This is a genomic window from Peribacillus sp. B65 (assembly GCF_058513295.1).
The window spans coordinates 4,102,430-4,128,122 of the sequence record NZ_CP195840.1; the positions used below are offsets into that span (position 1 = coordinate 4,102,430).

Genomic DNA, 25,693 nt, shown 5'->3' on the forward strand with positions numbered 1-25,693 from the left:
AGTCTCTGTTTGATTTTTTTTGTATAAGTTCAATCTAAATTTTAAAGCAAAGATGATCGGAACAGGTGAGCGAAACTCCTGTAGGAATAGCCCGTCCAAGGAGTCCCCTTAAGCGCAAAGGGCGGACCGGCCGCGGGAAAGCGAGTGCCCAACGTTCCAATTGTACAAAACCCTTAAAAACTTTAGACAGAGACATAGTCTCTGTCTTTTAATTTTGGCTATATTCCCCGGGAACCATTCCTCTTTCCTATTTTTCTAGGAAAATATTTGATTTTCATGAAACTTTAGGCCCTTTCTTGCGTAAATAAGATATAACTGCAAAGAAGGGGTGATACATATCGTTAGCTTAAAAAGGATATATACGATCACAGGTCTTGTCTTTCTTATTTTAATTTTAGGTGTAGTTGCGATATCGACCTGGTACACGGTTGATGAATCCGATCAAGCTGTCATAATGACGTTTGGTAAAGTGGAGGAGACGATAACGGAACCAGGACTTCACTTTAAACTGCCTTGGCCCATTCAATCGGTTGAGAAATTATCTAAAGAAACATTCAGTCTTAAATTTGGATATAAAGAAGAGGATGGAGAGGTGACGAATTACCCGAGTGAAACCAAAATGATTACGGGTGATGAAAATATTGTGCTTGCCGACCTAGTGGTTCAGTGGAAAATCACCGACCCTCCAAAATATCTATACAATGCAGATGACCCGGAAAAAATTTTATATGATACGACTTCAGCTGCATTACGGAGCATTATCGGCAGCACGAAAATCGATGATGCCCTTACATCTGGAAAAGCGCAAATCGAAGCGGATGTACGCGATTTATTGTCACAGCTAATGGAGAAATATGATGTCGGGATTTCCATATCTGCGGTTAAACTCCAGGACGTGGAGTTACCGAATGAAGAAGTGCGGAAAGCATTTACCAATGTAACGGATGCCCGGGAAACGGCGAATACGAAAATCAATGAAGCGGATAAATATGAAAATAAGCGTATGAATGAAGCGGAAGGGGAAAAAGATGCCCTCATTTCTCAGGCTAATGGGGATAAAGCTGCCCGTACGGAAGCTGCCCGCGGGGATGTAGCGGTCTTTGAAAAATTACTCAGTGAGTATAAGGGCAATAAGGGGATTACGAAGGACCGCCTTATTATTGAGACCCTTGAGGAAGTATTGCCGAATGCAGAGATTTATATTATGAATGATGATGGAAACACAATGAAGTACTTGCCGCTTCGCTCGCTTGAAAAGGAGGAAACGAAAAAAACACCTGCCCCTGATGAAGCTGCTATACCTGAAGAAGAAACGAAAAAAGGGAATGGATCGGAAGAAAAAGCGACAGGGGAAGGGGGCGCTAAACAATGAGCGGAAAAATAGTAGATTTCTCTGAACTCAAAAAAGGGAATTTTCATTGGAGGGGCTATGTGAGATTCGGCATTTTCCTGATTATCATCATCGCTCTGCTGCTAATCATCTTCACCAATGTATATATCGTCAAAGAGGGAGAATATAAAGTCGTCCGCCAATTCGGTGAGGTGGTAAGGATCGATAAGACCCCGGGATTGAAAGCGAAGGTGCCATTCATTCAGAGTGTCGTGACATTGCCGAAGTATCAGATGAGTTCTGATGTTTCAGAAGCGGAAATCAATACGAAAGATAAAAAGCGGATGCTGATCGACAACTATGCCGTTTGGAGAATAGAAGATCCGAAGAAATTGATTACAAATGCAAGGACACTTGAGAATGCCGAAACGAAAATGGAAGAGTTCATCTATTCGGCAGTTCGTTCGGAGCTGGGCCAGCTGAATTATGATGAGATCATCAATGATGAGAAGTCATCCAGGGGAAGTTTAAACGACCGCATAACCGAAAAAGTCAACGATCTGCTGCAAAAGGACAGTTATGGCATAAGCTTGACGGATGTCCGGATAAAGCGGACTGACCTGCCCGCCGAAAACGAAGCGTCCGTCTTCAAGAGGATGATTTCAGAGCGGGAATCGAAAGCGCAAGAATACCTTTCCAAAGGTGATGCGAAGAAAAACCGGATCATTGCGGATACTGATAGGAAAGTGAAAGAATTGCTCTCTACTGCAGAGGCTGATGCAGAAGTGATCAGGGCTGAAGGAGAAGGGGAAGCAGCGAAAATCTATAATAAGTCGTTTTCCAAAGATCCCGAATTCTATAAACTATACCGGACTCTAGAATCCTACAAAAAAACGATCGGAGATCAAACTGTAATCGTTCTTCCTTCGGATTCCCCATATGCCAGCTTGTTAATGGGAAATACAAAATAACCTTGATGCCGTCATTTTTCTTTCCGCTTCTACTCATGGTAGAATAGAGAAGGAAAATGGACGGCTTTTTGCGTTTTTATATAGAAGCTATAACTACATATACCTGTATGACTGGAGGAAGACGGATTTGGATAAAAAGCTAGTACTAATAGATGGAAACAGCATAGCATACCGTGCGTTTTTTGCGCTTCCGCTCTTGAATAATGATAAGGGGGTCCATACCAATTCCGTGTACGGATTCACCATGATGCTCAACCGCATTCTTGAAGAAGAAAAGCCAACGCACATACTTGTGGCATTCGATGCGGGTAAAACGACATTCAGACATGCATCATTTAAAGAATATAAGGGAGGGCGCCAAAAAACGCCGCCAGAATTATCGGAGCAATTCCCTTTCATTCGCGAGCTGCTTGATTGTTTTCAAATAAAAAGGTATGAACTGGAGAACTACGAAGCCGATGATATTATCGGTACGCTTTCTTTGCAAGCGGAAAAAGATGGTTTTGAAGTGAAGGTCATTTCCGGTGATAAGGATTTAACGCAATTATCCTCCCCTAGTACGACGGTTTCCATCACGAAAAAGGGGATTACTGAAATTGAGGAATACACTCCAAAGCATATACATGAAAAATACGGTCTTTCCCCTTTGCAAATCATTGATTTAAAAGGGCTGATGGGAGATGCCTCTGACAATATTCCCGGTATTCCGGGAGTTGGTGAAAAGACTGCCCTTAAATTATTGCATCAATTTGAAACAGTTGAAAACCTTTTGCAGTCGATTGATGAGGTAAGCGGACAGAAATTGAAAGAGAAAATAGAAGAACATAAAGACCTGGCCCTATTAAGCAAAGAGTTGGCTACAATAACGAGGGAAGCGCCGCTTGAAGTTTCCGTAAACGAGACTGAGTATACTGGCATGGATCAGGATCGAGTCATCTCATTCTATAAAGAGCTTGGCTTTTCGACTTTGCTCGATAAATTGGATGTAACGGAAAGTGCGCCGCTTGAACAGGAGAATATTGAGGTTCACTCGGCTGAAATGACAGAAGGAATGTTTGCCGATGAGAGTGCTTTGTATGTTGAAATTTTAGAAGATAATTATCATCGTGCCGATATAATAGGGATCGCCATCAGTAATGAACAAGGTCATTTTTACTTCCATGGAGATGATGCCCTGAATTCCGGGGCCTTTAAATCCTGGGCAGAGGATGAAACAAAAAAGAAAACGGTTTTCGATGCGAAGCGTACGGTTGTGGCACTTCGCCATCGAGGAGTCGAAATAAAAGGCATCGATTTTGATGTGTTTTTGGCATCCTATATCCTGGATCCGGCAGAGTCAGTGGACGAAGTGGCTGAAATCACGAAAACTCAAGGTGCTATCCGCCTTGAAACGGATGATGTTTTTTATGGAAAAGGTGCAAAACGCAAAATACCTGAGGAAGCGGAATTGAGGGAGCATATCGCCAGAAAAGCGAAGGCGATTTCGTCCCTGAAAGAACCGATGATCGATAAACTGCAAGAGTTCGAGCAATTTCACCTATTTACGGAACTGGAGCTGCCACTATCGATAATCCTGGCCAATATGGAATGGCAGGGAATCAAGGTGGATATAGACCGACTGAAAAACATGGGACAGGAATTAGCCATTCGCTTAAGAAACATCGAGGCACGAATTTTTGATTTGGCTGGTGAGGCGTTCAATATCAATTCACCTAAACAGCTTGGGGCCATCCTGTTTGAAAAGTTGGAGCTTCCTGTCATGAAGAAAACCAAAACAGGTTATTCGACGTCAGCCGATGTGCTGGAAAAACTGGAGAGCAAGCATGATATCGTTAAGGAGATACTATTGTATCGCCAGCTTGGTAAGTTGCAATCCACTTATATTGAGGGGTTGCTTAAGGTGGTCAATGGCAAAACGGACAAGGTGCACACCCGGTTCAACCAAGCATTGACCCAGACCGGCCGGTTAAGCTCAACAGATCCCAATCTTCAGAATATCCCGATCAGACTGGAAGAAGGAAGGAAAATCAGGCAGGCCTTCATTCCTTCCGAAAAGGATTGGATCATTTTTGCTGCCGACTACTCCCAGATCGAATTGCGCGTTCTGGCGCATATCGCCAATGACAGCGGATTGGTGGAAGCATTCCAGGCCGGGATGGACATCCATACAAAGACAGCCATGGATGTGTTCCATGTATCGGCAGAGGAAGTCACTTCGAACATGAGGCGCCATGCCAAAGCGGTCAACTTCGGAATCGTTTATGGTATAAGTGATTACGGGCTATCGCAAAGTCTTGGCATCACAAGAAAAGAAGCTGGAGAGTTCATCGAGAAGTATTTAAGAAGCTTTCCTGGTGTTCAGGAATATATGGAAGAAAGCATACATGAGGCCCGTCAAAAAGGATATAGCACGACTCTGATGCAAAGAAGGCGCTATATACCTGAGATAACAAGCAGGAATTTCAACATAAGGAGCTTTGCCGAACGGACAGCAATGAACACGCCGATTCAGGGCAGCGCCGCGGATATCATCAAGCTTGCCATGATAAACATGAATAAGCGCTTGAAAAGTGAAGGGCTTAAAACGAGAATGCTTCTTCAGGTGCATGATGAATTGATTTTTGAAACCCCTCCTGAGGAACTGGAAATCCTTAAAGTGATCGTCCCGGAGGAAATGGAAAGTGCCATTGAATTGAACGTGCCCCTTAAAGTGGACTATGCTTTCGGGCCAACATGGTTTGATGCCAAATAATAAAAGATAGGTGATTGCAATGCCAGAACTTCCAGAAGTGGAAACAGTCAGAAGAACGTTAGAGCAGCTCGTACTCGGAAAAGAGATCAAGGAAGTGTCCGTCTTTTGGCCAAAGATCATTAAAGCGCCTGAACCTGTCGAACAGTTTCAGGATGCTTTAAGGGGACAGACGATAAGGGGAATAGGCCGTCGGGGCAAGTTCCTCATTTTCACCTTGGATGATTATTCGATGGTTTCGCATTTAAGAATGGAAGGGAAATACGGCGTGCATCCAAAAGAAGAGCCGTATGATAAGCATACCCATGTGATCTTCACATTCACTGATGGCAGTGAACTTCGGTACAGGGATGTCCGGAAATTCGGAACGATGCATCTATTTGCCAAAGGGGAAGAACTTGATCGGCTGCCCCTTTTGCATTTAGGGCCGGAACCTTTGTCTGAAGATTTTACTGTCGAGGGGCTAAGTAGGAAGCTGGCAAGAACCAACAGGAAAATCAAGCCCGTTCTCCTTGATCAAACGGTTGTCGTCGGGATTGGGAATATATATGTGGATGAGTCGTTATTCCGCTCCCGTATTCATCCAGAGAGAATCGCTTCTTCACTTTCATTGCAGGAAATCAAGACGTTGCATGGAGAAATCATTGCGACTTTAGGGGAAGCTGTGGAAAAAGGCGGAAGTACGATTCGTTCATACATTAATTCCCAAGGGCAAATCGGCATGTTTCAGTTGGAATTGAATGTTTATGGACGAAAGGGCGAGAACTGCAAAACATGCGGCACGCCCCTTGAGAAACTGGTTGTTGCAGGACGCGGTACACATATTTGCCCGTTATGCCAGCCGCTTAAATAGGTAGTGTTTTTTCTAACACATCGGATGGGCTCCTTCCATATACTAGGGTAGCAACGAGTAGGGAAGGAGTAATATTCCGATGTGGCTACAAATTATTTTTCTTGCTTTTGCAGTTAGTATTGACGGATTTGGCGTAGGTTTGACATTCGGTATGCGGAAGATGAAAATCCCCTTAAGGTCAATAGCGGTCATCTCATTTTGCTCTGCATTGAGTTTAGGTATAGCGATGGTCATCGGACAATTCATCAGTCAGCTCATATCTATCGGGGCGGCTGAAAAAACGGGTGGCATCATCCTCATTTTTCTTGGTGCCTGGATGGTATACCAGTATTTTAAGCCTGAAAAAGAACTGAAAGATGATAGATATCATGAAAAGATCATCTTTAATTTTGAAATTAAATCACTTGGGGTAGTCATTAATATTTTACAAAAACCATTGAATGCCGATTTTGATAAATCAGGCACGATTACTGGAGTTGAAGCGCTTGTTCTCGGGTTTGCACTTTCGCTGGATGCTTTCGGGGCCGGAGTTGGAGCGGCTATGATCGGCATTTCACCGATTATTCTCGCAGGGTGCATCGCTGTTATGAGTTCGATTTTCATTTGGAGCGGAATTCAAAGCGGGAAATTACTTTCAAATAATAAAGTTGTCCAGCATTTGACCTTTCTTCCAGGTGTACTATTGATTATCATCGGTATATTCAAGTTATGATACATGGTTTAAAAGGGGGAGCTTATGGGACAAATCATCGGAATCACCGGAGGCATCGCCAGTGGGAAAAGCAGCGTCAGCCTCTATTTACAGGAACTCGGATTCACGATTGTAGATGCAGATCTGGCTTCCCGTGCTGTCGTTGAGCCAGGTGAAGAAGCCTACCATCAAATTGTGAAGGCGTTTGGTGAAGATATATTATTGACGGATGGGAATATAGATCGCGTAAAGCTTGGGTCGATCATATTTCATGATCAAGAAAAGAGATTGCTATTGAATAGCATCGTGCATCCTGCCGTCAGGAGTTGGATGCTTCTCAAAACGGAAGCGGCACTATCATCAGGTGAAGAAACGGTGTTCATGGATATTCCGCTTCTATTTGAAAGCAAGCTGACATTCATGGTGGATAAGACGCTATTGGTCTATGTGGATGAGGAAGTTCAATTGCAGCGATTAATGAACAGGAATGGTCTTTCGGAGACTGATGCACTTGCCAGGATCAATTCGCAAATGCCCTTGGCCGATAAAAAGGCTTTAGCGGATGCCGTCATCGATAATAATGGGGACATTAATGAAACGAAGCGGCAAGTGAAGTCCATACTTAGCGAATGGTATGTCATATAATTATGATAAAAAGAAGAAACCGCCCGGTTTCTTCTTTTTATGTTGAAAAAATAAGAACAATCCGCATTTTTATTAGCACAATTCCTCTGAATTATGTTATACTAATTACATGTGAAAGGTAATAAGTATAACACTAATATTTTCTGGAGGGTCCGAACAATGAATTCAAGAATAGCGATTAACGGATTTGGGAGAATTGGAAGAATGGTTTTCCGAAAAGCCATATTAGATGAGAGTTTGGACATTGTTGCCATTAATGCAAGCTATCCAGCTGAAACTTTAGCACACTTACTAAAATATGATACGATACATGGTAAATTCGACGGTATCATTATAGCTGAAGATGATTCACTAATAGTGAATGGCCGCCGAGTAAAACTAATAAATAACCGCGATCCAAAGCTATTGCCTTGGAAAGAGATGAACATAGATATTGTAATTGAAGCCACTGGCAAATTCAATGATCGTTCTAAAGCAGCTCTTCATTTAGAAGCAGGAGCAAAAAGAGTTATATTATCAGCGCCGGGTAAAAATGAAGACGTTACCATTGTAATGGGAGTAAATGAGGAAGTGCTGGAAATTGACAAGCATTTCGTCATATCCAATGCATCTTGTACAACGAACTGCCTTGGACCGGTTGCAAAAGTGCTTGATGAAAAATTCGGCATAAACAACGGTTTAATGACAACGATACATTCTTATACTAATGATCAAAATAATATCGATAACCCGCACAAAGACTTAAGACGTGCCCGTGCCGCTGCGGAAAGCATGATTCCTACGACTACAGGAGCTGCAAAAGCCATCTCACTAGTGTTGCCGCAATTAAAAGGCAAGCTTCATGGAATGGCGATACGTGTACCGACACCTAACGTATCTTTAGTCGATCTTGTTGTGGATTTAAACCGTGATGTCACGATTGATGAAGTGAACCAAGCCTTCATCGATGCTTCAGAAAATGAACTCAAAGGTATCATGGAATTCACGATGGAACCTTTAGTTTCCAGTGATTTCAAAACGAATCCACACTCTGCAATCATCGATGGGTTGACGACGATGATGATCGGGGACAGGAAAGTGAAAGTCCTTGCATGGTATGATAATGAGTGGGGTTACTCCAACCGGGTAGTGGACCTAGTGAAATTGGTTGGCTCCGAGTTGAAAAAAACTTCCGAAGTCGAATTATCAGTAAAATAAAATGAAATAACTGAGCCTGCTAAATTTTTTTAGCGGGCTATTTTTGATTTTTTATCGGATTTGAAGCAGTTATAGAGAATGGTGACCTAACGCATACCATACTTTTCTTTTGCATCTGCTCCTGGTTTTCCAACTTTCTCAATCACTAGTTCAACCAGAAGCTCTAAGATATGATCATCATGCGTATTTCCGGGTGTTACTATCGTCCCTAACACAAATCCATTGCGTATGATGCCGAATGAAACGAATAGGCAAACTTATTTTGTTCGTTCATCATTCACATAATAGTAGCTACTCTCAGTATCAGTTGAACTGCCCTTAATCTCCTTGGTTTCTTCCTTAAATAGACTGTAGGTAAAAGGAGTTCTATCTTACTGTTAAAACAAAGTTGATTGGAACGGAAGGTACGAGACTCCTGCGGGGAAAGTGCGTCCAAGGGAGACCCCACAGGCGCAATGGCGCCGAGGAGGCTCCCGGACCGCCCGCGGAAAGCGAGTGCCAGGAGTGGAAATCAACGGCCTAATATACTGTAGACAAACTCAATTATTGAGTTTGTCTACAGTCAGAGCCTGCTGAATTTTTTAGCGGGCTATTTTTCATGCAGTGATCCATGAATTCCCGGCTGCTTTATGGCGCTGAATAAACCGAAGACGGAATTTGCTCCACATTTGAACCTTCGCTATATCCCTATTACATATAAAGTTTATCTTTCCAAAAATTCAATTTGGAGTTGCAAAAAAAATTCAAACCATATATACTATGAATCGTGAACTTCTTCAATAGCGGTTTGCATGATGGCTACTTAAAGGGTTAGGACCTCTTTGGACTAACTTTCCCCCGTGGTAGTTATCAGAACTTATTTTTAAATCATGGTAAGGGGGAAGCTTAATATGGAAACAGCTTACACTATGGAAACTATGGGTAGACACGTCATTTCTGAACTTTGGGGTTGTGACTTTGAAAAACTGAACAATATCGATTTAATTGAAAAGATTTTTGTTGATGCTGCTTTGAAATCAGGTGCAGAGGTACGAGAAGTTGCCTTTCACAAATTTGCTCCACAAGGAGTCAGCGGGGTTGTCATCATTTCTGAATCACACTTAACGATTCACAGTTTTCCAGAACACGGCTATGCGAGCATTGATGTCTATACATGCGGTAACTTGGATCCGAATATTGCGGCAGATTATATTGCAGAAGCTTTGAATGCGCAAACACGTGAAAACATAGAATTACCACGTGGATTAGGTCCTGTACAAATGAAAAAAGCCAATATAAGTGCCCTATAAAAAACACGTATACACAGAGATGCCATGGGTGCATCTCTTTTTTAATGCAATCAATCGGCAGTCTGCTTCCCTTTATAGGGGAGGATGCCCTTGTAGCATAAAAACTTTGACAACGGTGCTTCAACGGCAGAACAAAAAGTGCCTGCTGCCGGAAGTTACACTTTTTACTTGTACTGGCCGTTCCATTTAATATAAGATTAAGATAGAGAAGTAATTCCTTGGGGAACATTTAGATAGGGGAGTCCTACATAAAATACGGAGCTGATAATGATGAAATGCCCATCATGTCAATATAACGGAACAAGAGTGCTCGATTCCAGGCCAGTCGATGAAAGTAAATCGATTCGACGACGCCGTGAATGTGAGGCATGTGGTTTTCGATTCACGACATTTGAAAAGGTGGAGGAAACACCGCTTATTGTAGTGAAAAAGGGCGGGACGCGGGAAGAGTTCAGTCGTGATAAAATCCTGCGTGGCTTAATCAGGGCTTGCGAAAAACGCCCGGTTCCCTTGAAAGAACTAGAGCAAATTACCAGTTATGTAGAAAAAGAACTACGCAACCAGGGCATATCGGAAGTGAAAAGCGACAATGTCGGCGAGATGGTGATGGACAAGCTGGCAGAAGTCGATGAGGTTGCCTATGTAAGGTTCGCATCCGTCTATCGACAATTTAAAGACATCAATGTCTTTATCGATGAATTGAAAGATTTGATAAATAAAGAAAGAAAGTAGAGCTGAAGATTCACTTTGGCTCTTTTTTCACTACATCTTTTGAAAGGTTTGAATGGAGATGTCAAAGCATTGGCAAGAATTGCTCCCAGCTGATTCATATTTGGTCTCATCTGCGGGGCTGCTTCATGACTATGATCGGAAAATACTTACCCGACTATATCAACCTCTTATTGGACCTATATGCATTAGCCTATATATGACGTTATGGAGTGAGTTGGAGGAGAACAGGCTATGGTCGGAAACCTCCTCACATTATCAATTAATGAATACCATCGGCCTTAAGTTAGCTGATATTTACGAAGCCCGGCTTTTACTTGAGGGAATCGGTCTGTTGAATGTATATAAGAAATCGAAAAATGAAACGAAGGAATTCATCTATGAGTTAAACCCGCCGCTTTCCCCCCAGCAGTTTTTCACGGATGGAATGCTGAATATTTACTTATACAAAAAAATCGGTAAAGCGCAATTCAACCGGTTAAAGAGATTCTTTTGTGATGACCATATCTTAACCGATCAATATGAAGGTGTGACTAAATCTTTTGCGGAAGTATTCTCATCAGATCATTTGGACTCTTTATATGTATCGGATGAAGCGAAAAATGAATGGCAGCCGATGCCTGAACAGCAATACATCGATCGGACGGAAGGCGTCGAGCCATCGGGGTTTGATGACTTATTTGATTTCGACCTTTTATTTGCCGGGATAAAATCCTCGATCGTACCGAAAAAGGCATTTACTCCGAAAATAAAAAATACGATTGCCAAACTTGCTTTTTTATATGGCATCGATCCGCTTGAAATGCAAAAACTAGTAATGGATGCCGTTTCATTGGATGATGAGATCGATGAGGAAGTGCTCAGAAAGGCGGCAAGGGACTGGTATCAGATTGAACGACAGGCCGATATGCCTTCCCTTGTCAATCGGGTGCAGCCGATTCGTGAACGGACGCAAAAAGAGGAACCGAAAACACAGGAACAAGAGTTAATCCGCCATTTGGAGACGATTTCCCCAAGGGAGCGGCTGATGCAATTGTCTGGCGGTGCAGAGCCATCAAGCGGTGATTTGAAAGTCGTTGAGGGCGTGATGATCAATCAAAAGCTGAATCCGGGTGTCGTCAATGTATTGATTGAATATGTCATGCTCAAAACGGATATGAAGTTCACGAAGGGCTATGTCGAAAAGCTGGCAGGCCATTGGGCACGACTGAAGGTCTCCACGGTGGTCGAGGCGATGGAGCTGGCTAAAAATGAACATAGGAAATATCAGGACTGGGCTCAAGGAAGCAGGAATGCTGCGAAGGGCGGCCGGAAAAAGGCGATACGTGAAGAAGTGGTTCCGGAGTGGCTTGAGAAAAAAGAAGAATCACAGAAGGAGCAGAATGCAGATCAGCCTGAATTGGATGCCCAGAAACGCGAGCTTCTGGAGAAATGGAAGCAGTGGAAAGCAGGAGGTGAAATGAACGATGGAAAAGATTAATAGGTCTCTTAATAAATTGGCGAATACAAATCAATTTCAACAGCGTTATGAAAAGCTGAAACAGGAGATTTTTGAAAACGAACAAGTGCGGTTATTTATGAATGCCAACAGCTCGACGGTCACGAAGGAAATGATTGATAAAAACTTGGGGAAGCTTTATGAGTTCACTTCACAAAGCAATAAGTGTGATAAATGTCCGAGCTTGGATGGCTGCATCAATATGATGCAGGGGTATTATCCCAAATTGGTGGTTCAAGGGAAAGCCCTGAACCTGCATTATGAAGTCTGCCCGCGGAAATTGGCAGAGGATGAAAAGCGGAAACGGGAAAAGTTGATCCGCAGCCTGTATGTACCGAAGGATATTTTAAAGGCGAGCATTGAAGACTTTACCCAAACGGATAATGAAAACAAACGCTTGTCTGTCTTAAGTAAAGCGATGTCGTTCATTATGGAATATGAGCCAGGTAAAAGGCAAAAAGGCTTATATATTTATGGGAAATTCGGCGTTGGGAAAACGTACTTATTAGGTGCGATTGCCAATGAACTTGCAAAAAGGCAAATTTCCTCCCTTATTGTCTATGTACCTGACTACTTGAGGGAACTTAAGGGATCGATAGGTGATAATACGGTCAATGAAAAAATTGAAATGGTGAAAACGGCACCTGTCCTCATGCTTGATGATATTGGAGCGGAGTCCATGACGAGCTGGGGACGCGATGAGGTTTTTGGTCCGATTTTACAATTCAGGATGCTGGAAAACCTGCCAACGTTTTTCACTTCGAATTTTGACTTGAATGGCCTGGAGAACCACCTGACCTTTTCACAGCGTGGTGAGAAGGAAGAAGTGAAGGCGGCCAGGGTACTGGAAAGAATTCAATATTTAGCTGAGCCGGTCAAGCTTGATGGCATGAATCGGAGAAGATGAAGAAAAGTGGTCTCTTAATGGAGGTCACTTTTTTCATCTTACAAGGCTCATCCTACTTCTAAACACGTCCCCATCCCCATATACATGAAAAAAGAAGCAAGGGGGAAGGGGGGATGTCGTAGTGCAAATTTCGTTTCAAAACGATTCAGAGGCATTGAAATTACTGAATTTCGTTTCTGTCCATCCACTGGGGGCAGAATTTCAAGCATATATTCGATTTCTTCCGCAACAAGGCATGTATGTGGATATGACGGAGTCTTCAGGTGATGAATGGCTAATTCTGCTTCGTGATGCATTTCATTCTTTTTTATTGGAAGAAAAGACGCTTCCTGTTCTGGAGCAAATAATAGTCGGTAAATTTTTTTATAGGGAACGGGAAGAAATTGAAGCAATCATTGAAATTGCATCATCAATCATCGAGGTGGAAAGAACCAGGAGTCAAGATGAAGCATTCAGTACGGAGAAACGATTGATTGAGGAGGGACTTCAAAGCATCTTGGCTGGAAAGGTATCTTTTTCATTCGATTCTTTTACGACCTTCCGTTTGAAATCATTTCAGCACACGTTGGAAAAGTATGTCGTCAAGGCGATTGATGAATACAAGCTGGAACAGGACTATCAAAATTTCATTGCTACGCTCCGTGATTGCCTTCAAGGGCAGGAGTCGAAATTAAGAAAGCTTCACCTGGTCAACCGGGATGGTTTTCATTTCTATGATCAGAAGTTCAGCAAGCTCGACCGCCCAAAAATCAATAGTATGATCGACAGGAGGCTTCTTGCCAAAAGTTCACTATTTCTCGATACGGTGATACTTGCCCCGCTTTTATCGATTGCTCCTGAAAACTTGTGTATCTATACCGATGACAAGGATGAGGGGCTGATCCAGACCATTTCAAGGATTTTCGAAGAACGGGCCACTATCCTGCCACTTTCGTCATTTTCTATCCATTTGAATGATCTTTCGTGGAAAAAAGAAAATTAACCTTGATTTTCACCGTATAACAAATTATAATTTCCTACATACTATTAAAAAACTAAAAGTTATGATGAGGACAAGGGTATTCTAGTCGCCGATTATCAGAGAGGGGAGCCAACAGGCTGTAAGCTTCCTATTCGCATGGAACACTTACCACCTTTAAACTTCGGCTCGGAAAGCAGGCATCCTGTGAATATGAGCTGACGGGAAGCTGCCGTTACCAAGTTACAAGTGCCATTTTGCCGTGAAAAGCAAGCTGGAACGAGGGTGGAACCGCGGGTTAATGATATTTATTACTAAGCTCGTCCCTGTTTTATACAGGGACGGGCTTTTTTGTGTTGTAATGGAATCAAATACCTGTAATTTGTTCGAACAATAAGAAGGAGTGAAACTCAATGTCAGAATTACTGAAAATATCTTTTCCTGACGGAGCGGTTAAGGAGTTTGCTAAAGGCACAACAACTGAAGACATCGCTGCATCCATCAGTCCTGGTTTAAGGAAAAAATCCATTGCCGGAAAATTCAATGGTGAATTATATGATTTGAAACGGCCGATTGAACAAGATGGTTCAATCGAAATCGTCACACAGGACACAGCGGATGCTCTTGAAGTATTGCGTCACAGCACAGCGCACTTGATGGCACAGGCGATCAAACGTTTGTACAAAAACGCTAAATTCGGCGTAGGTCCAGTCATCGAGGGCGGCTTTTACTATGATATGGATCTGGAGGAATCATTGACTCCCGAAGACCTTCCATTGATTGAAAAAGAAATGAAGAAAATCGTCAACGAGAACTTGGAAATTTCCCGCATCGAAGTAAGTCGTGATGAAGCGATTTCCCGTTTTAAAGAAATAGGCGACGAGTATAAATTGGAGTTGATCGATGCAATTCCTGCCGATCAGCAGGTAACGCTTTATGAGCAGGGTGAATTTTTTGACCTTTGTCGTGGAATTCATGTTCCATCAACTGGGAAAATCAAAGAATTCAAGCTATTGAGCATCGCTGGAGCATACTGGAGAGGCGATAGCAAAAACAAAATGCTGCAACGCATTTACGGTACGGCTTTCTATAAAAAAGAAGATTTGGCCGAACACCTGCGTTTCCTTGAAGAAGCAAAGGAACGTGACCATCGTAAAATCGGTAAAGAATTGAACTTGTTCATGAGCTCACAGAAAGTGGGGCAAGGGCTGCCGATGTGGTTGCCAAAAGGAGCGACCATCCGCCGGACAATCGAAAGGTATATCGTGGACAAGGAAGAACGGTTGGGTTATGACCATGTCTACACACCTGTAATGGGTAGCGTGGACCTTTATAAAACTTCTGGACACTGGGATCATTACCAGGACGGCATGTTCCCTGTCATGGAGATGGAAAACGAACAGCTTGTCCTGCGTCCGATGAACTGCCCGCATCACATGATGGTCTATAAAAACAGCATCCACAGCTACCGGGAACTGCCAATCCGGATTGCCGAGCTAGGCTTGATGCACCGCTATGAAATGTCAGGTGCCCTTTCAGGCCTTCAGCGTGTACGTGGGATGACATTGAATGATGCACACATTTTTGTCCGCCCCGACCAAATCAAAGAAGAGTTCAAGCGCGTTGTGAACCTGGTTCTGGAAGTATATAAAGATTTCGATATCAAGGATTATTCATTCCGTCTGTCATATCGCGATCCGCAGGATACAGAAAAATACTTCGATGATGATGACATGTGGGAAAAAGCGCAAAGCATGTTAAAAGGCGCCATGGATGAACTTGGTCTGGATTACTTTGAAGCGGAAGGTGAGGCGGCATTCTACGGTCCTAAGCTTGATGTTCAGGTACGTACTGCTTTAGGGAAAGATGAAACGCTTTCCACTGTTCAGCTTGATTTCTTGCTTCCTGAACGTTTTGATCTTAATTACGTCGGTGAGGACGGCAAGCAGCATCGTCCGGTTGTTATCCACCGCGGTGTCGTTTCCACAATGGAACGTTTTGTCGCTTACTTGATCGAAGAATACAAGGGGGCATTCCCGACTTGGCTTGCACCTATCCAAGCACAAGTGATCCCGGTCTCACCTGAAGTGCACTTGGATTATGCGAAAGAAGTACAGGAAAAACTTAAGGCGCAAGGCATTCGTGTCGACCTGGATACACGTGACGAGAAAATCGGTTACAAAATCCGTGAAGCGCAAATGCAAAAAATCCCGTACATGCTGGTTGTTGGAGACAATGAAGCCAAAGAAGGCAGCGTGAATGTACGTAAGTACGGTGAACAAAAATCCGAAACGATCGCTTTTGAAGATTTCGTTTCAGCGATTAAGGCTGAAGTAAGCCGTTAACATCAAAAAGAGGGGCACATATAGTTGTGTCCCTCTTTTTAATTATGGCATGATAAAAATGAAACCATCATGTGAAAATATGTACAGCAATGAAAAGGAGGGGCAGCATGAAAAAGAAATTTACTTATCTATTCGGACCGACATTCCTTGTCATCATCATCTTATTGTTATTGGATGGTTATCGACAATATGCCATCGTCCCGGTCCTGTTATTTTGGATAGCCCTATTTTCTTGGGACGCCATTGAGAAAAAGAAAAAGGCGAAAGAAAACTCTTAACATTTGATGGCTTCTGTCAGTATGGACTGTAACCAAAGGGGGAGTGGGGATAAATGGAGATTAGAAAGGCTTCAAGGGAAGACGCGGATAACTTGGCTGCTCTGTTCAATCATGTTGAAGATTCCGGGTATATGCTGTTCAACCCTGGAGAAAGAAAAGCGACAGCGAAACAAATGGAGAAGCAAATGGAGCAAATCGAAAAAAATCCCCTTTCCGTTTTCCTCGTTGCTGCTAGCGGCCATGAACTGTATGGTTACCTGATCTTATTGGGCAATCAAATGGGCCGAACGAGGCATTCAGCCAAAATCGTCATCGGCATCAATGAAACTGACCGGGGAAAAGGCATTGGTACGAAGCTATTTCAAAAAATGGAGGAGCATGCACGGACAAACGGAATCCGGCGCCTGGAATTGTCCGTGATTGCAAACAACGCCCCTGCGCTTTCCTTATATCGAAAGATGGGTTTTGAAAAGGAAGGAATAAAGCGGGAATCATTGTTTTTTGATGGGAAGTATCATGATGAATATTTTTTGTCCAAATTACTTTAAAAAACGTATTGTCAAATAACTGAATGTCTGATAATATTAATTTTGTTGTGAAAAACGAATAAATTAGCATTTGACAAGTCATCAGTGTTTATGATATATTTCTAAAGTGAATTGAATACGTGTTTGATGAAAAGAAGAAGCACCCGCTTCTCACCTGGTTGACGCAAACAATGCAGTTAACAGGTCATGATTTGATTATTTGGATCTTTCTGAATGAGTCTATCAGTGTGGGTGCAGCATGCATCCACACTTTTTTATTATGATTATATCCTGTAAGCGAGTTGTGAGCGTGACCGAATTTATTCAAATATTCGTATTCGCCAATATCTTTGGAGGTGGCTAACTATTAGTAAAGACGCGATGGTAAACGAGGGCATCCGAGCCCGTGAAGTTCGTCTTATTGACCAAAACGGAGAACAACTTGGAATTAAAACGAAATTCGAAGCATTGGAAATTGCCGCTCGTGTAAATCTTGATCTAGTTTTAGTTGCTGCAAATGCAAAGCCTCCGGTAGCCCGGATCATGGACTACGGAAAACACCGCTTCGAGCAGCAAAAGAAAGACAAGGAAGCACGTAAAAATCAAAAAGTCATCAGTCTGAAAGAGGTTCGTTTGAGCCCGACGATTGAAGAACACGATTTCAATACGAAGCTTCGCAACGGTATTAAATTCCTTGAAAAAGGCGATAAAGTAAAAGCTTCTATCCGATTCAAAGGACGTGCCATTACGCATAAGGAAATTGGTCAACGTGTACTCGTTCGTTTTTCTGAAGCATGTAAAGAAGTGGCTACAATCGAGCAACACCCAAAAATGGACGGGCGCAGCATGTTCATTATCTTAGCACCGAAAAACGAAAAGTAATTGTAAAGTAATTTGTAATGAGGAGGAATACCTTATGCCTAAAATGAAAACTCACCGCGGATCTGCTAAACGTTTCAAAAAGACTGGATCCGGCAAACTTAAGCGTTCTAACGCTTACACAAGCCATTTATTTGCTAACAAATCTACTAAGCAAAAGCGTAAGCTTCGCAAAGCTAGCCTTGTAAGCAAAGGTGACTTCAAACGTATTCGTCATATGCTAGACAACATTAAATAAGTTCGATTTATCGAGTTAAATAGGAGGGAAATAACATGCCACGTGTAAAAGGCGGTACTGTTACTCGCAAACGTCGTAAAAAGGTAATAAAATTAGCTAAAGGTTACTATGGCGCGAAACATATTCTTTTCAAAGTAGCTAACCAACAAGTAATGAAGTCAGGAAACTATGCTTTCCGTGACCGTCGTCAAAAGAAACGTGATTTCCGCAAACTTTGGATCACTCGTATCAACGCTGCAGCACGCATCAACGGTCTTTCTTACAGCCGTTTAATGCATGGTCTAAAGCTTGCTGGTATCGAAGTGAACCGCAAAATGCTTGCTGATCTTGCTGTTGCTGACGATCAAGCTTTTGCTCAATTAGCAACTGCTGCTAAACAACAATTAGACAAATAAGTCTGACTGATACAGCCACTCTCTTTTCAAGAGGGTGGCTTTTTACATATTTAAAGGAGGGAATAAGGATGCAAGGAGTATGGTTCATTGCTGCTTATATGATCATCACAAACATCATCGGGTTTGCCTTAATGGGAATCGACAAAAGGAAAGCGCGTAATGGGGAGTACCGGATCAGTGAAAAGACACTTTGGTTTTGGGCGGTTATAGGCGGAGGGACTGGGTCCTTTTTGGGGATGAAGCAATTCCGCCATAAGACGAAGCATGCCGCTTTTAAGTGGGGCCTGCCGATATTGATGATTCTTCAGATAGGCTTATTGATTAAGATATTCATTCAATTGTAATATGTAGCCGCTATAATGTATATGCTTGTAGAAGCAGCAAAGAGTAGCTGGAGGGAGAGCATGAATGATAAACTGACACTTGTGATGAGCTACGTTCAATCAGGAAGCGTGTTTGCACCGTTGATTTTTATCACTTTTCATTTATTAAGGCAATTTTTATTCATTCCCGTCATTGTGGTTTGCATGTCTGGAGGAGTATTATTCGGGGCAGCTTTTGGAACCATCTATTCGGTAATCGGTTTGACGTTGTCCAGTATGGCCTTTTATTTCGTGATAGGCAAATTTCCGAAAACAAAGGATAGGTTGCTGCGGCTTAAGAATAAGCTTTTTGGAAACCGAAAGCTAAACAGCCGGCAAATTGCAGTACTGAGGCTAATACCATTCATTCACTTTTACTTGCTGTCGCTTTGCTTATTGGAATCCAATAAAGGGCTGAAAAATTATTTTTATCTATCCTTCATGACTAATCTCCCTGTAGCATTCGTATATACGGTTTTTGGCCACTATATTGCAGATTTCAGTCCAACCCTGATCGTCATCATTTTATTATCCTTAACCTTATTGCTCTATTTATTGAGAGAGAAACAGACGGTCGTTCCCTGGAAGGAATTTTTTCGTTCAGATGATTAATATAGAGCCTTGAGTACATTTTTCTCAAGGCTCTTCATTACGTGTGATTTTTTTTCATTTTTGTAAAAATTCCTTAACAGGGCTTTTCCAATCAATAACGGCATCCGGATATTGTTTTTTTATGGCTTCCTCGATTTTTAAAAAGTCATTTCGCTTCAAGCCTTTTAGGCCGGCCACTTTCTTGGGCCATATGAAGATGGAGATGACCTCAAAGGAGCGTTCCGTCGTCCCTAGATACTTTTCCCCTTCAAACATCACCCCGTTGTACGTCAATAAAAAATTCTTTCGTATATTGGCTGTATCGTCGAGCAGAAAGAACTTTTTCTGTTCATGTGCCAGCTCTAATTTTCTTTTCGGATTAAATAGATATTTGATGACTGTATATATTAAGAAAATGATGAGAGCCAAAAGAATGAACCGCATGATCAATACCATGGAGCTACCTCCTTAAACAGAGTGATTCCCTTCATTTACGTATGGGTTTTTAATAAGTTTCATTTATTTGATATAATTTAGGGGAAGACAAGGAAAGAAGTGATGAAAATGAACATAGGTAAATTAATGGAAATGCAGGCAGCTTTGGATGAGCATATACAATCAAAGCATGAATTGGGTTCTGAAGACTTGGTGGAACGGAAGATACTTGCTCTTTTAGTGGAGCTTGGTGAGCTAGCCAATGAAACGAGATGTTTTAAATTCTGGAGTCTTAAAGGCCCCTCTGATAAAGAAACGATTTTGGCTGAATACGTGGATGGCATTCATTTCATTTTGTCACTCGGGATCGAACGGGGATTTGTACCGGAAGTTCCATCTGCCCCAACCATGCATCAGGAGGATTTTACTGTTCAATTTACTGCTATTTACGGCTACATCAGTGAATTTCGCACACAGTTGACAGAGTCATCCTTCCAAAAGGTATTTGCTGCGTATTTACAATTAGGGGAGTTGCTTGGATTTTCGGCAATGGATGTGGAAAAAGCTTATGTAAGCAAAAATGAAGTGAATTACGAAAGGCAAAAGCAAGGCTACTGATTGTTTATGTAATCGATTGTCTGTATAATTATTCTTGTAATGTAAGTTATAGGGAGGTAAAAGAATGGCTCAATTGGATGAAACGTTAAAGATGCTTCGGGACTTAACGGATGCTAAAGGCATTGCAGGAAATGAAAGTGAAGTAAGAAAAGTGATGACCGAATACATAACACCATTTGCGGATGAAATATCGACAGATGGTCTGGGGAGTTTGATTGCCAAGAAAACGGGAGATGAAAACGGACCGAAAATCGTCGTTACCGGGCATATGGACGAAGTCGGTTTCATGATCACCCAAATTGATGATAAAGGATTTTTGCGTTTTCAGCCGGTAGGGGGCTGGTGGTCACAGGTAATGCTGGCCCAGCGCGTGACGATCGTTACAGGTAAAGGTGATATAACTGGCATTATCGGTTCCAAGCCGCCACATATCCTGTCAGCCGATGCAAGGAAGAAGCCGATTGATATTAAAGATATGTTTATTGATATTGGTGCATCCAGCAAAAAAGAGGTTAAGGAATGGGGCGTCAAGCCAGGGGATATGGTTGTGCCATATTTTGAATTCACAGTCATGAATAATGAAAAGATGCTTCTCGCCAAAGCCTGGGACAATCGAATTGGCTGTGCAATCGCCATTGATGTGCTTAAACAGCTGAAAGAAAGCGACCATCCTAATGTAGTATATGGAATTGGCGCAGTGCAAGAAGAGGTCGGCCTGCGTGGCTCCAAAACATCCACATTCAAAATTCAGCCGGATATCGGCTTTGCCGTCGATGTCGGCATTGCTGGTGATACACCGGGGGTTTCCGAAAAAGAAGCGATGAGTAAGATGGGGGAAGGCCCGCAAATCGTCATCTATGATTCATCGATGGTGGCACATAAGGGATTGCGCGATTTCGTCACCGACACGGCTGATGAAATGAATATTCCTTATCAATATGAATCGATTCCAGGCGGCGGGACGGATGCCGGCTCCATCCATTTAACGGCAAATGGTGTTCCCGCTCTGGCGATCACGATTGCCACACGCTACATTCATTCACACGCAGCAATGCTTCACAGGGATGATTATGAGAATGCAGTTAAGCTCATTGTCGAAGTGATTAAACGCCTCGATCGCGAAGCGGTTGATCGGATCATTTACGAATAATATAGTGAAAGTAAAAAATGGAGAGGCCTAATTTAGGTCCTCTCCATTTTCTATTTCTTATTTCTACTTATCTTCGACGATTATATAGACCGCTTTGATGGGGCCATGGACTCCGACGACAAGGTCCATTTCGATATCAGCAGAGTTGCTCGGGCCTGTTATGAAATTGATGCAGGAAGGAACGACCTCGCCCCGTTTAACTTTTGAACGGATGGCCGCAGCAGCCTGGGTCATTCGCGGTACGATGGTGCTTTTTGGAATGATGGAAACATGGCAAGAAGGAAGGAAGCTGATGGAACGGCCGTGATCCTTGTCGCTGAACAAGACGACGGTCGCCGATTCTGCTAATGTCATCTCACTGAATGTGATTCCGATGTTAGCACTTTCGGCTTTTTCGATATTTTCTTTGCCGGCTTGGTGATCCCATATATGGACATCTTTTTCCTTTAAGATACCCTCTAACCCATAGTCGGAAAACCGATCGTCCTTAGGGATGATCAAGGGTCCGTTTCCAAGCTCCTCGATCACCTGTGTTAAACAATGCATCACTTTCTTGGAGTCGGTAACGTGAAATTGAGTATGCACCCGTTTACATTGCTCCTCCAATTCCGCGACAAGCTCATTTGGTGTCGCATGTTTCAAAACTTCTTTTTGGGGGGCGTGCTTCCATTCCGGAACGGAGATGCCTTCCGAAATAGGACCCCTTCCCAGGTTTTTGGCTATATTGTTTAAAAATGTCCCTTCATTATGGATGGTTCCATTCATGATGGTTTCCCTCCTTTTTCCCGATTTTTGAACCAGTCCCGAAAGCTCTCTTTCCCTGGAGCAGGGAACTCGCGGCTTTCTGTCCAAGTTTTGAGCGGTCCCGGTCCTTTCGAGATGATATCCCCCGTTTTAAAAGGGGACATCGCTGATGGTGCGATTTTGGAGCCGAATTTATAAAGCATAGGCGATGCCGCACCAATTCCGAAGGCCTTCATGGCCATCTTTTCTGAAAACGGCGCCATTTTTTCCTTTTCAACGATGACTTCCCGATGCTTCCTCAGTAAATCATGGAGAGGAATCTTTACCGGACAGGCATCTGTACAGGCGGCACAAAGAGTGGAGGCATATGGAAGTTCCTTGAAATCATCATAACCTCCGAGTAAAGGTGAAAGCACAGCACCGATTGGTCCGGGGTATATTGAACCATATGAATGACCGCCAACCTGGCGATAGACTGGGCAGACATTTATACAGGCAGCACAGCGAATGCATTGAAGAACGGATTGAAACTCAGTTCCCAAGATGGAGGAGCGTCCATTATCCACGATCACAAGGTGAAACTCCTCGGGTCCGTCTACATCACCTTCATCACGCGGACCGGTAAGTGCGGTGATGTAACTGGTCAATCTTTGGCCGACAGCGCTTCTTGTCAATAAGCTGACAAGGACTTCGAATTCATCGAATGTAGGTACAAGCCGTTCCATTCCCATCACGGTGATTTGCGTTTTTGGGAGGGCGGTGACCAAATCTGCATTTCCTTCATTCGTCACCAAACCGATCGAGCCCGTTTCAGCAATCGCAAAATTACAGCCGGTAATGCCCACATCGGCGCTTAAGAAATCTTTCCGCAGAATGCCCCGGACATGGGCGGTAAGCTCTTCCGGCTTTTCAGTTTGCGTATATGCAAGCTTTTCTTTAAAAACATCCCTAATCTGCTCCTTATTTTTATGGAGAGCAGGTGCGACGATATGGGAAGGGGGATCATGATCATCCACTTGTAAAATGTATTCACCAAGGTCCGTTTCAACGACATCGAGGCCAACTGCCTCAAGAGTGGCATTCAAATTGATCTCTTCCGTGACCATCGATTTGGATTTCACGACCTTTTTGGCATTCTTTTTTACAATAACATCCTTGATGTAACCGCTTGCTTCTTCAGCCGTTTGAGCGAAGAAGACATGACCGCCTCTTTTCGAAACATTTTCTGCGAGCTGGTGCAAATAGAAATCAAGGTTACTAAGCACATGCTGCCTGATTTCTTCCCCAAGGGAACGCCAATCCTCCCAGCTTCCCAATTCATCAACGGCAGTCAGCCGCCGTCCGTGTAATCGTTCTTGGGCACTCGATACGGCCAATCGCATAAAATCATTATGTATTCCTTCATCCACCCGGTCTTTAAACTTGGCAGAGCTGGTTTTCATAGCCATAATTTTTTCCCCTCCTCGCTTTCTTTAAATACTATTCAGGACTTCCGCAATATGAAGCACTTGCACCGGTTGCCCCTTCCTTTGGATCCGCCCGCCGATATTCATCAAACATCCTGCATCCCCGCCGATTAAAAAATCTGCCCCGGTATCTTCAATATTGCAGACTTTCTCCTCGACCATTTGCCCGGAAATGTCACCCATCTTGACCGAAAAGGTTCCCCCGAACCCGCAGCAGTTTTGGGCATCCGGAAGTGGTGTCATTTCCAGCCCCCTGACATGGCTTAACAAAATGGCAGGTGCTTCCTTGACCTTAAGCAGCCGTGTCATATGGCATGAAGTATGATAAGTGGCCTTTCCCTTAAGGGTCGCCCCGACGTCGGTCACTTTTAAGACATCCACGATGAATTGGGTCAATTCATATGTTTTAGCCGCTAATGATGCCGCTTTCTTTTCCCATTCGGCATCCCCTTTGAATAGGGCTGGATATTCCTTGAACATCGCTGCACAGGAACCGGAAGGGGTTACGATGTATTCAGCATCCGCGAACGTTTTAATCATCTTTTTCATGGCTTCCTTCGATTCCTTCGTATACCCGCTATTATATGCCGGCTGTCCGCAGCATATCTGGGATTCCGGGAAATCGATCTCACAGCCTAATCTCTCGAGTAGCTCCACTGTCGCTTTGCCGACATTGGATTGAAACAAATCGACTAAACATGTTGCAAAGAGAGTAACTTTCAATCTGAACTCCTCCTATTTCAAATAAGTTAACAGGTCATCTGATGACTAGAAAATGGAAAAAGGAAATGGTTTAGAGAATATACCAATTTCCATGATTTTTTAAATAAGATAATCGTTTTCAAAATAATATATCAATTTTATCCTTTTTTGTATAGGGTATTTTTGAAATTAATGAAAGGTCAACTATGCTTTTACTGATTTTTTTGGATGACCCGGTCCAGTGATTCCTCGACGCTTTGAAGGTGAAACAGCATGGCACTGCGGGCTCCGTCTTCATCCTGTGCCAAGATTGCATCATAAATCCTGACATGCTGCTGATAAAGCTGCTTAAGTGTCATCTCTTCGGAATAAAGCGCAACCCGACGGATATCACGCATCTTTTCCGTCATTAATTCTGAAACATGGTTCATCAATGTAATCAGCAGCTCATTTTGTGATGCGTTTGCCACTGCAACATGGAAGGCGATATCCGCTTTATCACTGAGTTCTTCATCATCTGATACCTTTTCCATATTAAAAAGCCTGTCCTTGAGTTCGATAAGGTTTTCTTCCGTTCTTTTTTTCGCTGCCACTTCTGCCGTACCGGACTCAAGTATTTTCCGAACTTCCAGTAAATGCTTGATATTGTCTTGATCCATCAAAAGGGCGGCAGACAAGGGGTGGTTCATGATGGCGGGGTCGAAGGTTTTAACGAATGTTCCTTCACCTTGTTTTATTTCAATAAGACCCATTGAACTCAATGCACTTAATGCTTCACGGATGGCCGGGCGCCCGACTTGGAAATTTTCCGCAAGCTGCTGAATCGAATCCAATTGTTCACCTGGTTTCAGGCTGCCTGACCGAATCATTTCATAAAGTTCATCGCTGACTTCTTCATAAATTTTTTTCGGCTTTATTTTTTTATATACCAAGTAGTAGCACCTCTATTTTCTATGAGTTTCTCTGATTAATATTATATAACACAAATGCTATATGACACTTCCAGAAGGGTGAAAAATCAACAAAAAATAAAAAAAATCTTGATTTTATATTTTCAATCATTTAATTTTAATGAGTACTCATCAAGTCATCTGATGACTTTGAATATTTCGGTATGTAAGGGGTTTCAATTAGCGATTGATTTCT

The 25,693-nt window shown here is 42.8% G+C and carries 27 protein-coding genes, 1 pseudogene and 1 other annotated feature; of the genes and pseudogenes, 22 read left to right on the forward strand and 6 right to left on the reverse strand.

Going from position 1 to position 25,693, the window contains the following annotated elements; genetic code table 11:
- The first annotated feature begins 337 nt into the window (after nt 1-337).
- The 7 genes from hflK to ACSR9O_RS19995 all read left to right on the forward strand — a co-directional run bounded on the left by hflK (nt 338) and on the right by ACSR9O_RS19995 (nt 8,436).
- On the forward strand, nt 338-1,372 hold the full coding sequence (hflK, locus tag ACSR9O_RS19965; protein WP_230176855.1) for an FtsH protease activity modulator HflK: 1,035 nt from the start codon (nt 338-340) through the stop codon (nt 1,370-1,372).
- Nucleotides 1,369-2,301, forward strand: coding sequence for a protease modulator HflC (gene hflC / locus ACSR9O_RS19970; RefSeq protein ID WP_101222900.1), 933 nt, complete (start codon nt 1,369-1,371; stop codon nt 2,299-2,301). Before hflK ends, hflC begins: the two co-directional genes overlap by 4 nt.
- Nucleotides 2,302-2,428: 127 nt before the next feature.
- A complete protein-coding gene (gene polA, locus ACSR9O_RS19975; RefSeq protein ID WP_491724964.1) occupies nt 2,429-5,053 on the forward strand; it encodes a DNA polymerase I in 2,625 nt (874 codons plus the stop codon).
- Between the two features lie 19 nt (nt 5,054-5,072).
- The gene (mutM, locus tag ACSR9O_RS19980; RefSeq protein ID WP_230176758.1) at nt 5,073-5,903 is read left to right on the forward strand and encodes a DNA-formamidopyrimidine glycosylase; all 831 of its coding nucleotides are present in this window, start codon (nt 5,073-5,075) and stop codon (nt 5,901-5,903) included.
- A 79-nt stretch (nt 5,904-5,982) separates the two neighbouring features.
- Nucleotides 5,983-6,615, forward strand: coding sequence for a sporulation membrane protein YtaF (gene ytaF, locus ACSR9O_RS19985; RefSeq protein ID WP_101222895.1), 633 nt, complete (start codon nt 5,983-5,985; stop codon nt 6,613-6,615).
- 24 nt (nt 6,616-6,639) lie between these two features.
- Nucleotides 6,640-7,239 (forward strand): dephospho-CoA kinase, encoded by a 600-nt coding sequence (coaE, locus tag ACSR9O_RS19990; protein WP_101222893.1) that lies wholly within the window; start codon nt 6,640-6,642, stop codon nt 7,237-7,239.
- Nucleotides 7,240-7,398: 159 nt separating this feature from the next.
- Nucleotides 7,399-8,436 carry a glyceraldehyde-3-phosphate dehydrogenase gene (locus tag ACSR9O_RS19995; RefSeq protein WP_230176759.1) on the forward strand — a complete coding sequence of 346 codons (1,038 nt, stop codon included), beginning with the start codon at nt 7,399-7,401 and terminating at the stop codon, nt 8,434-8,436.
- 104 nt (nt 8,437-8,540) lie between these two features.
- Here ACSR9O_RS19995 and ACSR9O_RS20000 read toward each other — a convergent pair.
- A pseudogene (locus ACSR9O_RS20000) lies at nt 8,541-8,780 on the reverse strand (IS5/IS1182 family transposase); the annotation flags it as partial.
- 564 nt (nt 8,781-9,344) lie between these two features.
- Between ACSR9O_RS20000 and speD the strand changes: the two are divergent.
- From speD to ACSR9O_RS20065, 13 genes are all read left to right on the forward strand, one after another.
- Nucleotides 9,345-9,725, forward strand: a complete 381-nt coding sequence (speD, locus tag ACSR9O_RS20005; RefSeq protein ID WP_034311443.1) for an adenosylmethionine decarboxylase — start codon at nt 9,345-9,347, stop codon at nt 9,723-9,725.
- 270 nt (nt 9,726-9,995) lie between these two features.
- Nucleotides 9,996-10,457, forward strand: coding sequence for a transcriptional regulator NrdR (gene nrdR, locus ACSR9O_RS20010; RefSeq protein ID WP_057911467.1), 462 nt, complete (start codon nt 9,996-9,998; stop codon nt 10,455-10,457).
- Between the two features lie 52 nt (nt 10,458-10,509).
- Nucleotides 10,510-11,934 carry a replication initiation and membrane attachment family protein gene (locus ACSR9O_RS20015; RefSeq protein ID WP_491724965.1) on the forward strand — a complete coding sequence of 475 codons (1,425 nt, stop codon included), beginning with the start codon at nt 10,510-10,512 and terminating at the stop codon, nt 11,932-11,934.
- A complete protein-coding gene (dnaI, locus tag ACSR9O_RS20020) occupies nt 11,921-12,859 on the forward strand; it encodes a primosomal protein DnaI (RefSeq protein WP_101222887.1) in 939 nt (312 codons plus the stop codon). Before ACSR9O_RS20015 ends, dnaI begins: the two co-directional genes overlap by 14 nt.
- 121 nt (nt 12,860-12,980) lie before the next feature.
- A complete protein-coding gene (gene ytxC / locus ACSR9O_RS20025; RefSeq protein WP_491724966.1) occupies nt 12,981-13,841 on the forward strand; it encodes a sporulation protein YtxC in 861 nt (286 codons plus the stop codon).
- 389 nt (nt 13,842-14,230) lie between these two features.
- Entirely contained in the window at nt 14,231-16,162 is a 1,932-nt protein-coding gene (gene thrS, locus ACSR9O_RS20030) for a threonine--tRNA ligase (RefSeq protein ID WP_101222884.1), read from the forward strand.
- A 107-nt stretch (nt 16,163-16,269) separates the two neighbouring features.
- Nucleotides 16,270-16,440 carry a hypothetical protein gene (locus tag ACSR9O_RS20035; protein ID WP_157831018.1) on the forward strand — a complete coding sequence of 57 codons (171 nt, stop codon included), beginning with the start codon at nt 16,270-16,272 and terminating at the stop codon, nt 16,438-16,440.
- Between the two features lie 53 nt (nt 16,441-16,493).
- A complete protein-coding gene (locus ACSR9O_RS20040; protein WP_230176763.1) occupies nt 16,494-16,988 on the forward strand; it encodes a GNAT family N-acetyltransferase in 495 nt (164 codons plus the stop codon).
- 125 nt (nt 16,989-17,113) lie between these two features.
- Nucleotides 17,114-17,250, forward strand: a sequence feature (ribosomal protein L20 leader region).
- A 98-nt stretch (nt 17,251-17,348) separates the two neighbouring features.
- A complete protein-coding gene (infC, locus tag ACSR9O_RS20045) occupies nt 17,349-17,849 on the forward strand; it encodes a translation initiation factor IF-3 (RefSeq protein ID WP_034309072.1) in 501 nt (166 codons plus the stop codon).
- A 34-nt stretch (nt 17,850-17,883) separates the two neighbouring features.
- A complete protein-coding gene (gene rpmI / locus ACSR9O_RS20050; protein ID WP_034309070.1) occupies nt 17,884-18,084 on the forward strand; it encodes a 50S ribosomal protein L35 in 201 nt (66 codons plus the stop codon).
- Between the two features lie 35 nt (nt 18,085-18,119).
- Nucleotides 18,120-18,479, forward strand: coding sequence for a 50S ribosomal protein L20 (gene rplT / locus ACSR9O_RS20055; RefSeq protein ID WP_101222880.1), 360 nt, complete (start codon nt 18,120-18,122; stop codon nt 18,477-18,479).
- A 68-nt stretch (nt 18,480-18,547) separates the two neighbouring features.
- Nucleotides 18,548-18,823: a DUF1294 domain-containing protein gene (locus tag ACSR9O_RS20060; RefSeq protein WP_101222879.1), complete on the forward strand. Its 276-nt coding sequence runs from the start codon at nt 18,548-18,550 to the stop codon at nt 18,821-18,823.
- Between the two features lie 60 nt (nt 18,824-18,883).
- Entirely contained in the window at nt 18,884-19,453 is a 570-nt protein-coding gene (locus ACSR9O_RS20065; RefSeq protein WP_101222877.1) for a TVP38/TMEM64 family protein, read from the forward strand.
- Nucleotides 19,454-19,507: 54 nt separating this feature from the next.
- On the opposite strand, the gene ACSR9O_RS20070 is transcribed toward ACSR9O_RS20065, so the two are convergent.
- On the reverse strand, nt 19,508-19,888 hold the full coding sequence (locus tag ACSR9O_RS20070) for a sigma-w pathway protein ysdB (RefSeq protein WP_101222875.1): 381 nt from the start codon (nt 19,886-19,888) through the stop codon (nt 19,508-19,510).
- Nucleotides 19,889-19,996: 108 nt separating this feature from the next.
- Here ACSR9O_RS20070 and ACSR9O_RS20075 point away from each other — a divergent pair, with 108 nt between their 5' ends.
- Nucleotides 19,997-20,485 (forward strand): dUTP diphosphatase, encoded by a 489-nt coding sequence (locus ACSR9O_RS20075; protein WP_491725492.1) that lies wholly within the window; start codon nt 19,997-19,999, stop codon nt 20,483-20,485.
- 64 nt (nt 20,486-20,549) lie between these two features.
- Nucleotides 20,550-21,635 carry a M42 family metallopeptidase gene (locus ACSR9O_RS20080; RefSeq protein ID WP_101222873.1) on the forward strand — a complete coding sequence of 362 codons (1,086 nt, stop codon included), beginning with the start codon at nt 20,550-20,552 and terminating at the stop codon, nt 21,633-21,635.
- Nucleotides 21,636-21,698: 63 nt separating this feature from the next.
- On the opposite strand, the gene ACSR9O_RS20085 is transcribed toward ACSR9O_RS20080, so the two are convergent.
- The 4 genes from ACSR9O_RS20085 to ACSR9O_RS20100 form a co-directional block, all read right to left on the reverse strand.
- Nucleotides 21,699-22,403, reverse strand: coding sequence for a LutC/YkgG family protein (locus ACSR9O_RS20085; RefSeq protein WP_491725493.1), 705 nt, complete (start codon nt 22,401-22,403; stop codon nt 21,699-21,701).
- Complete coding sequence (locus ACSR9O_RS20090) at nt 22,397-23,827, reverse strand: LutB/LldF family L-lactate oxidation iron-sulfur protein (protein ID WP_230176764.1); 1,431 nt, start codon at nt 23,825-23,827, stop codon at nt 22,397-22,399. Before ACSR9O_RS20090 ends, ACSR9O_RS20085 begins: the two co-directional genes overlap by 7 nt.
- A gap of 24 nt (nt 23,828-23,851) precedes the next feature.
- A complete protein-coding gene (locus tag ACSR9O_RS20095; RefSeq protein ID WP_101222868.1) occupies nt 23,852-24,568 on the reverse strand; it encodes a (Fe-S)-binding protein in 717 nt (238 codons plus the stop codon).
- A 191-nt stretch (nt 24,569-24,759) separates the two neighbouring features.
- Entirely contained in the window at nt 24,760-25,479 is a 720-nt protein-coding gene (locus ACSR9O_RS20100) for a FadR/GntR family transcriptional regulator (RefSeq protein ID WP_101222867.1), read from the reverse strand.
- Nucleotides 25,480-25,693: the final 214 nt, after the last annotated feature.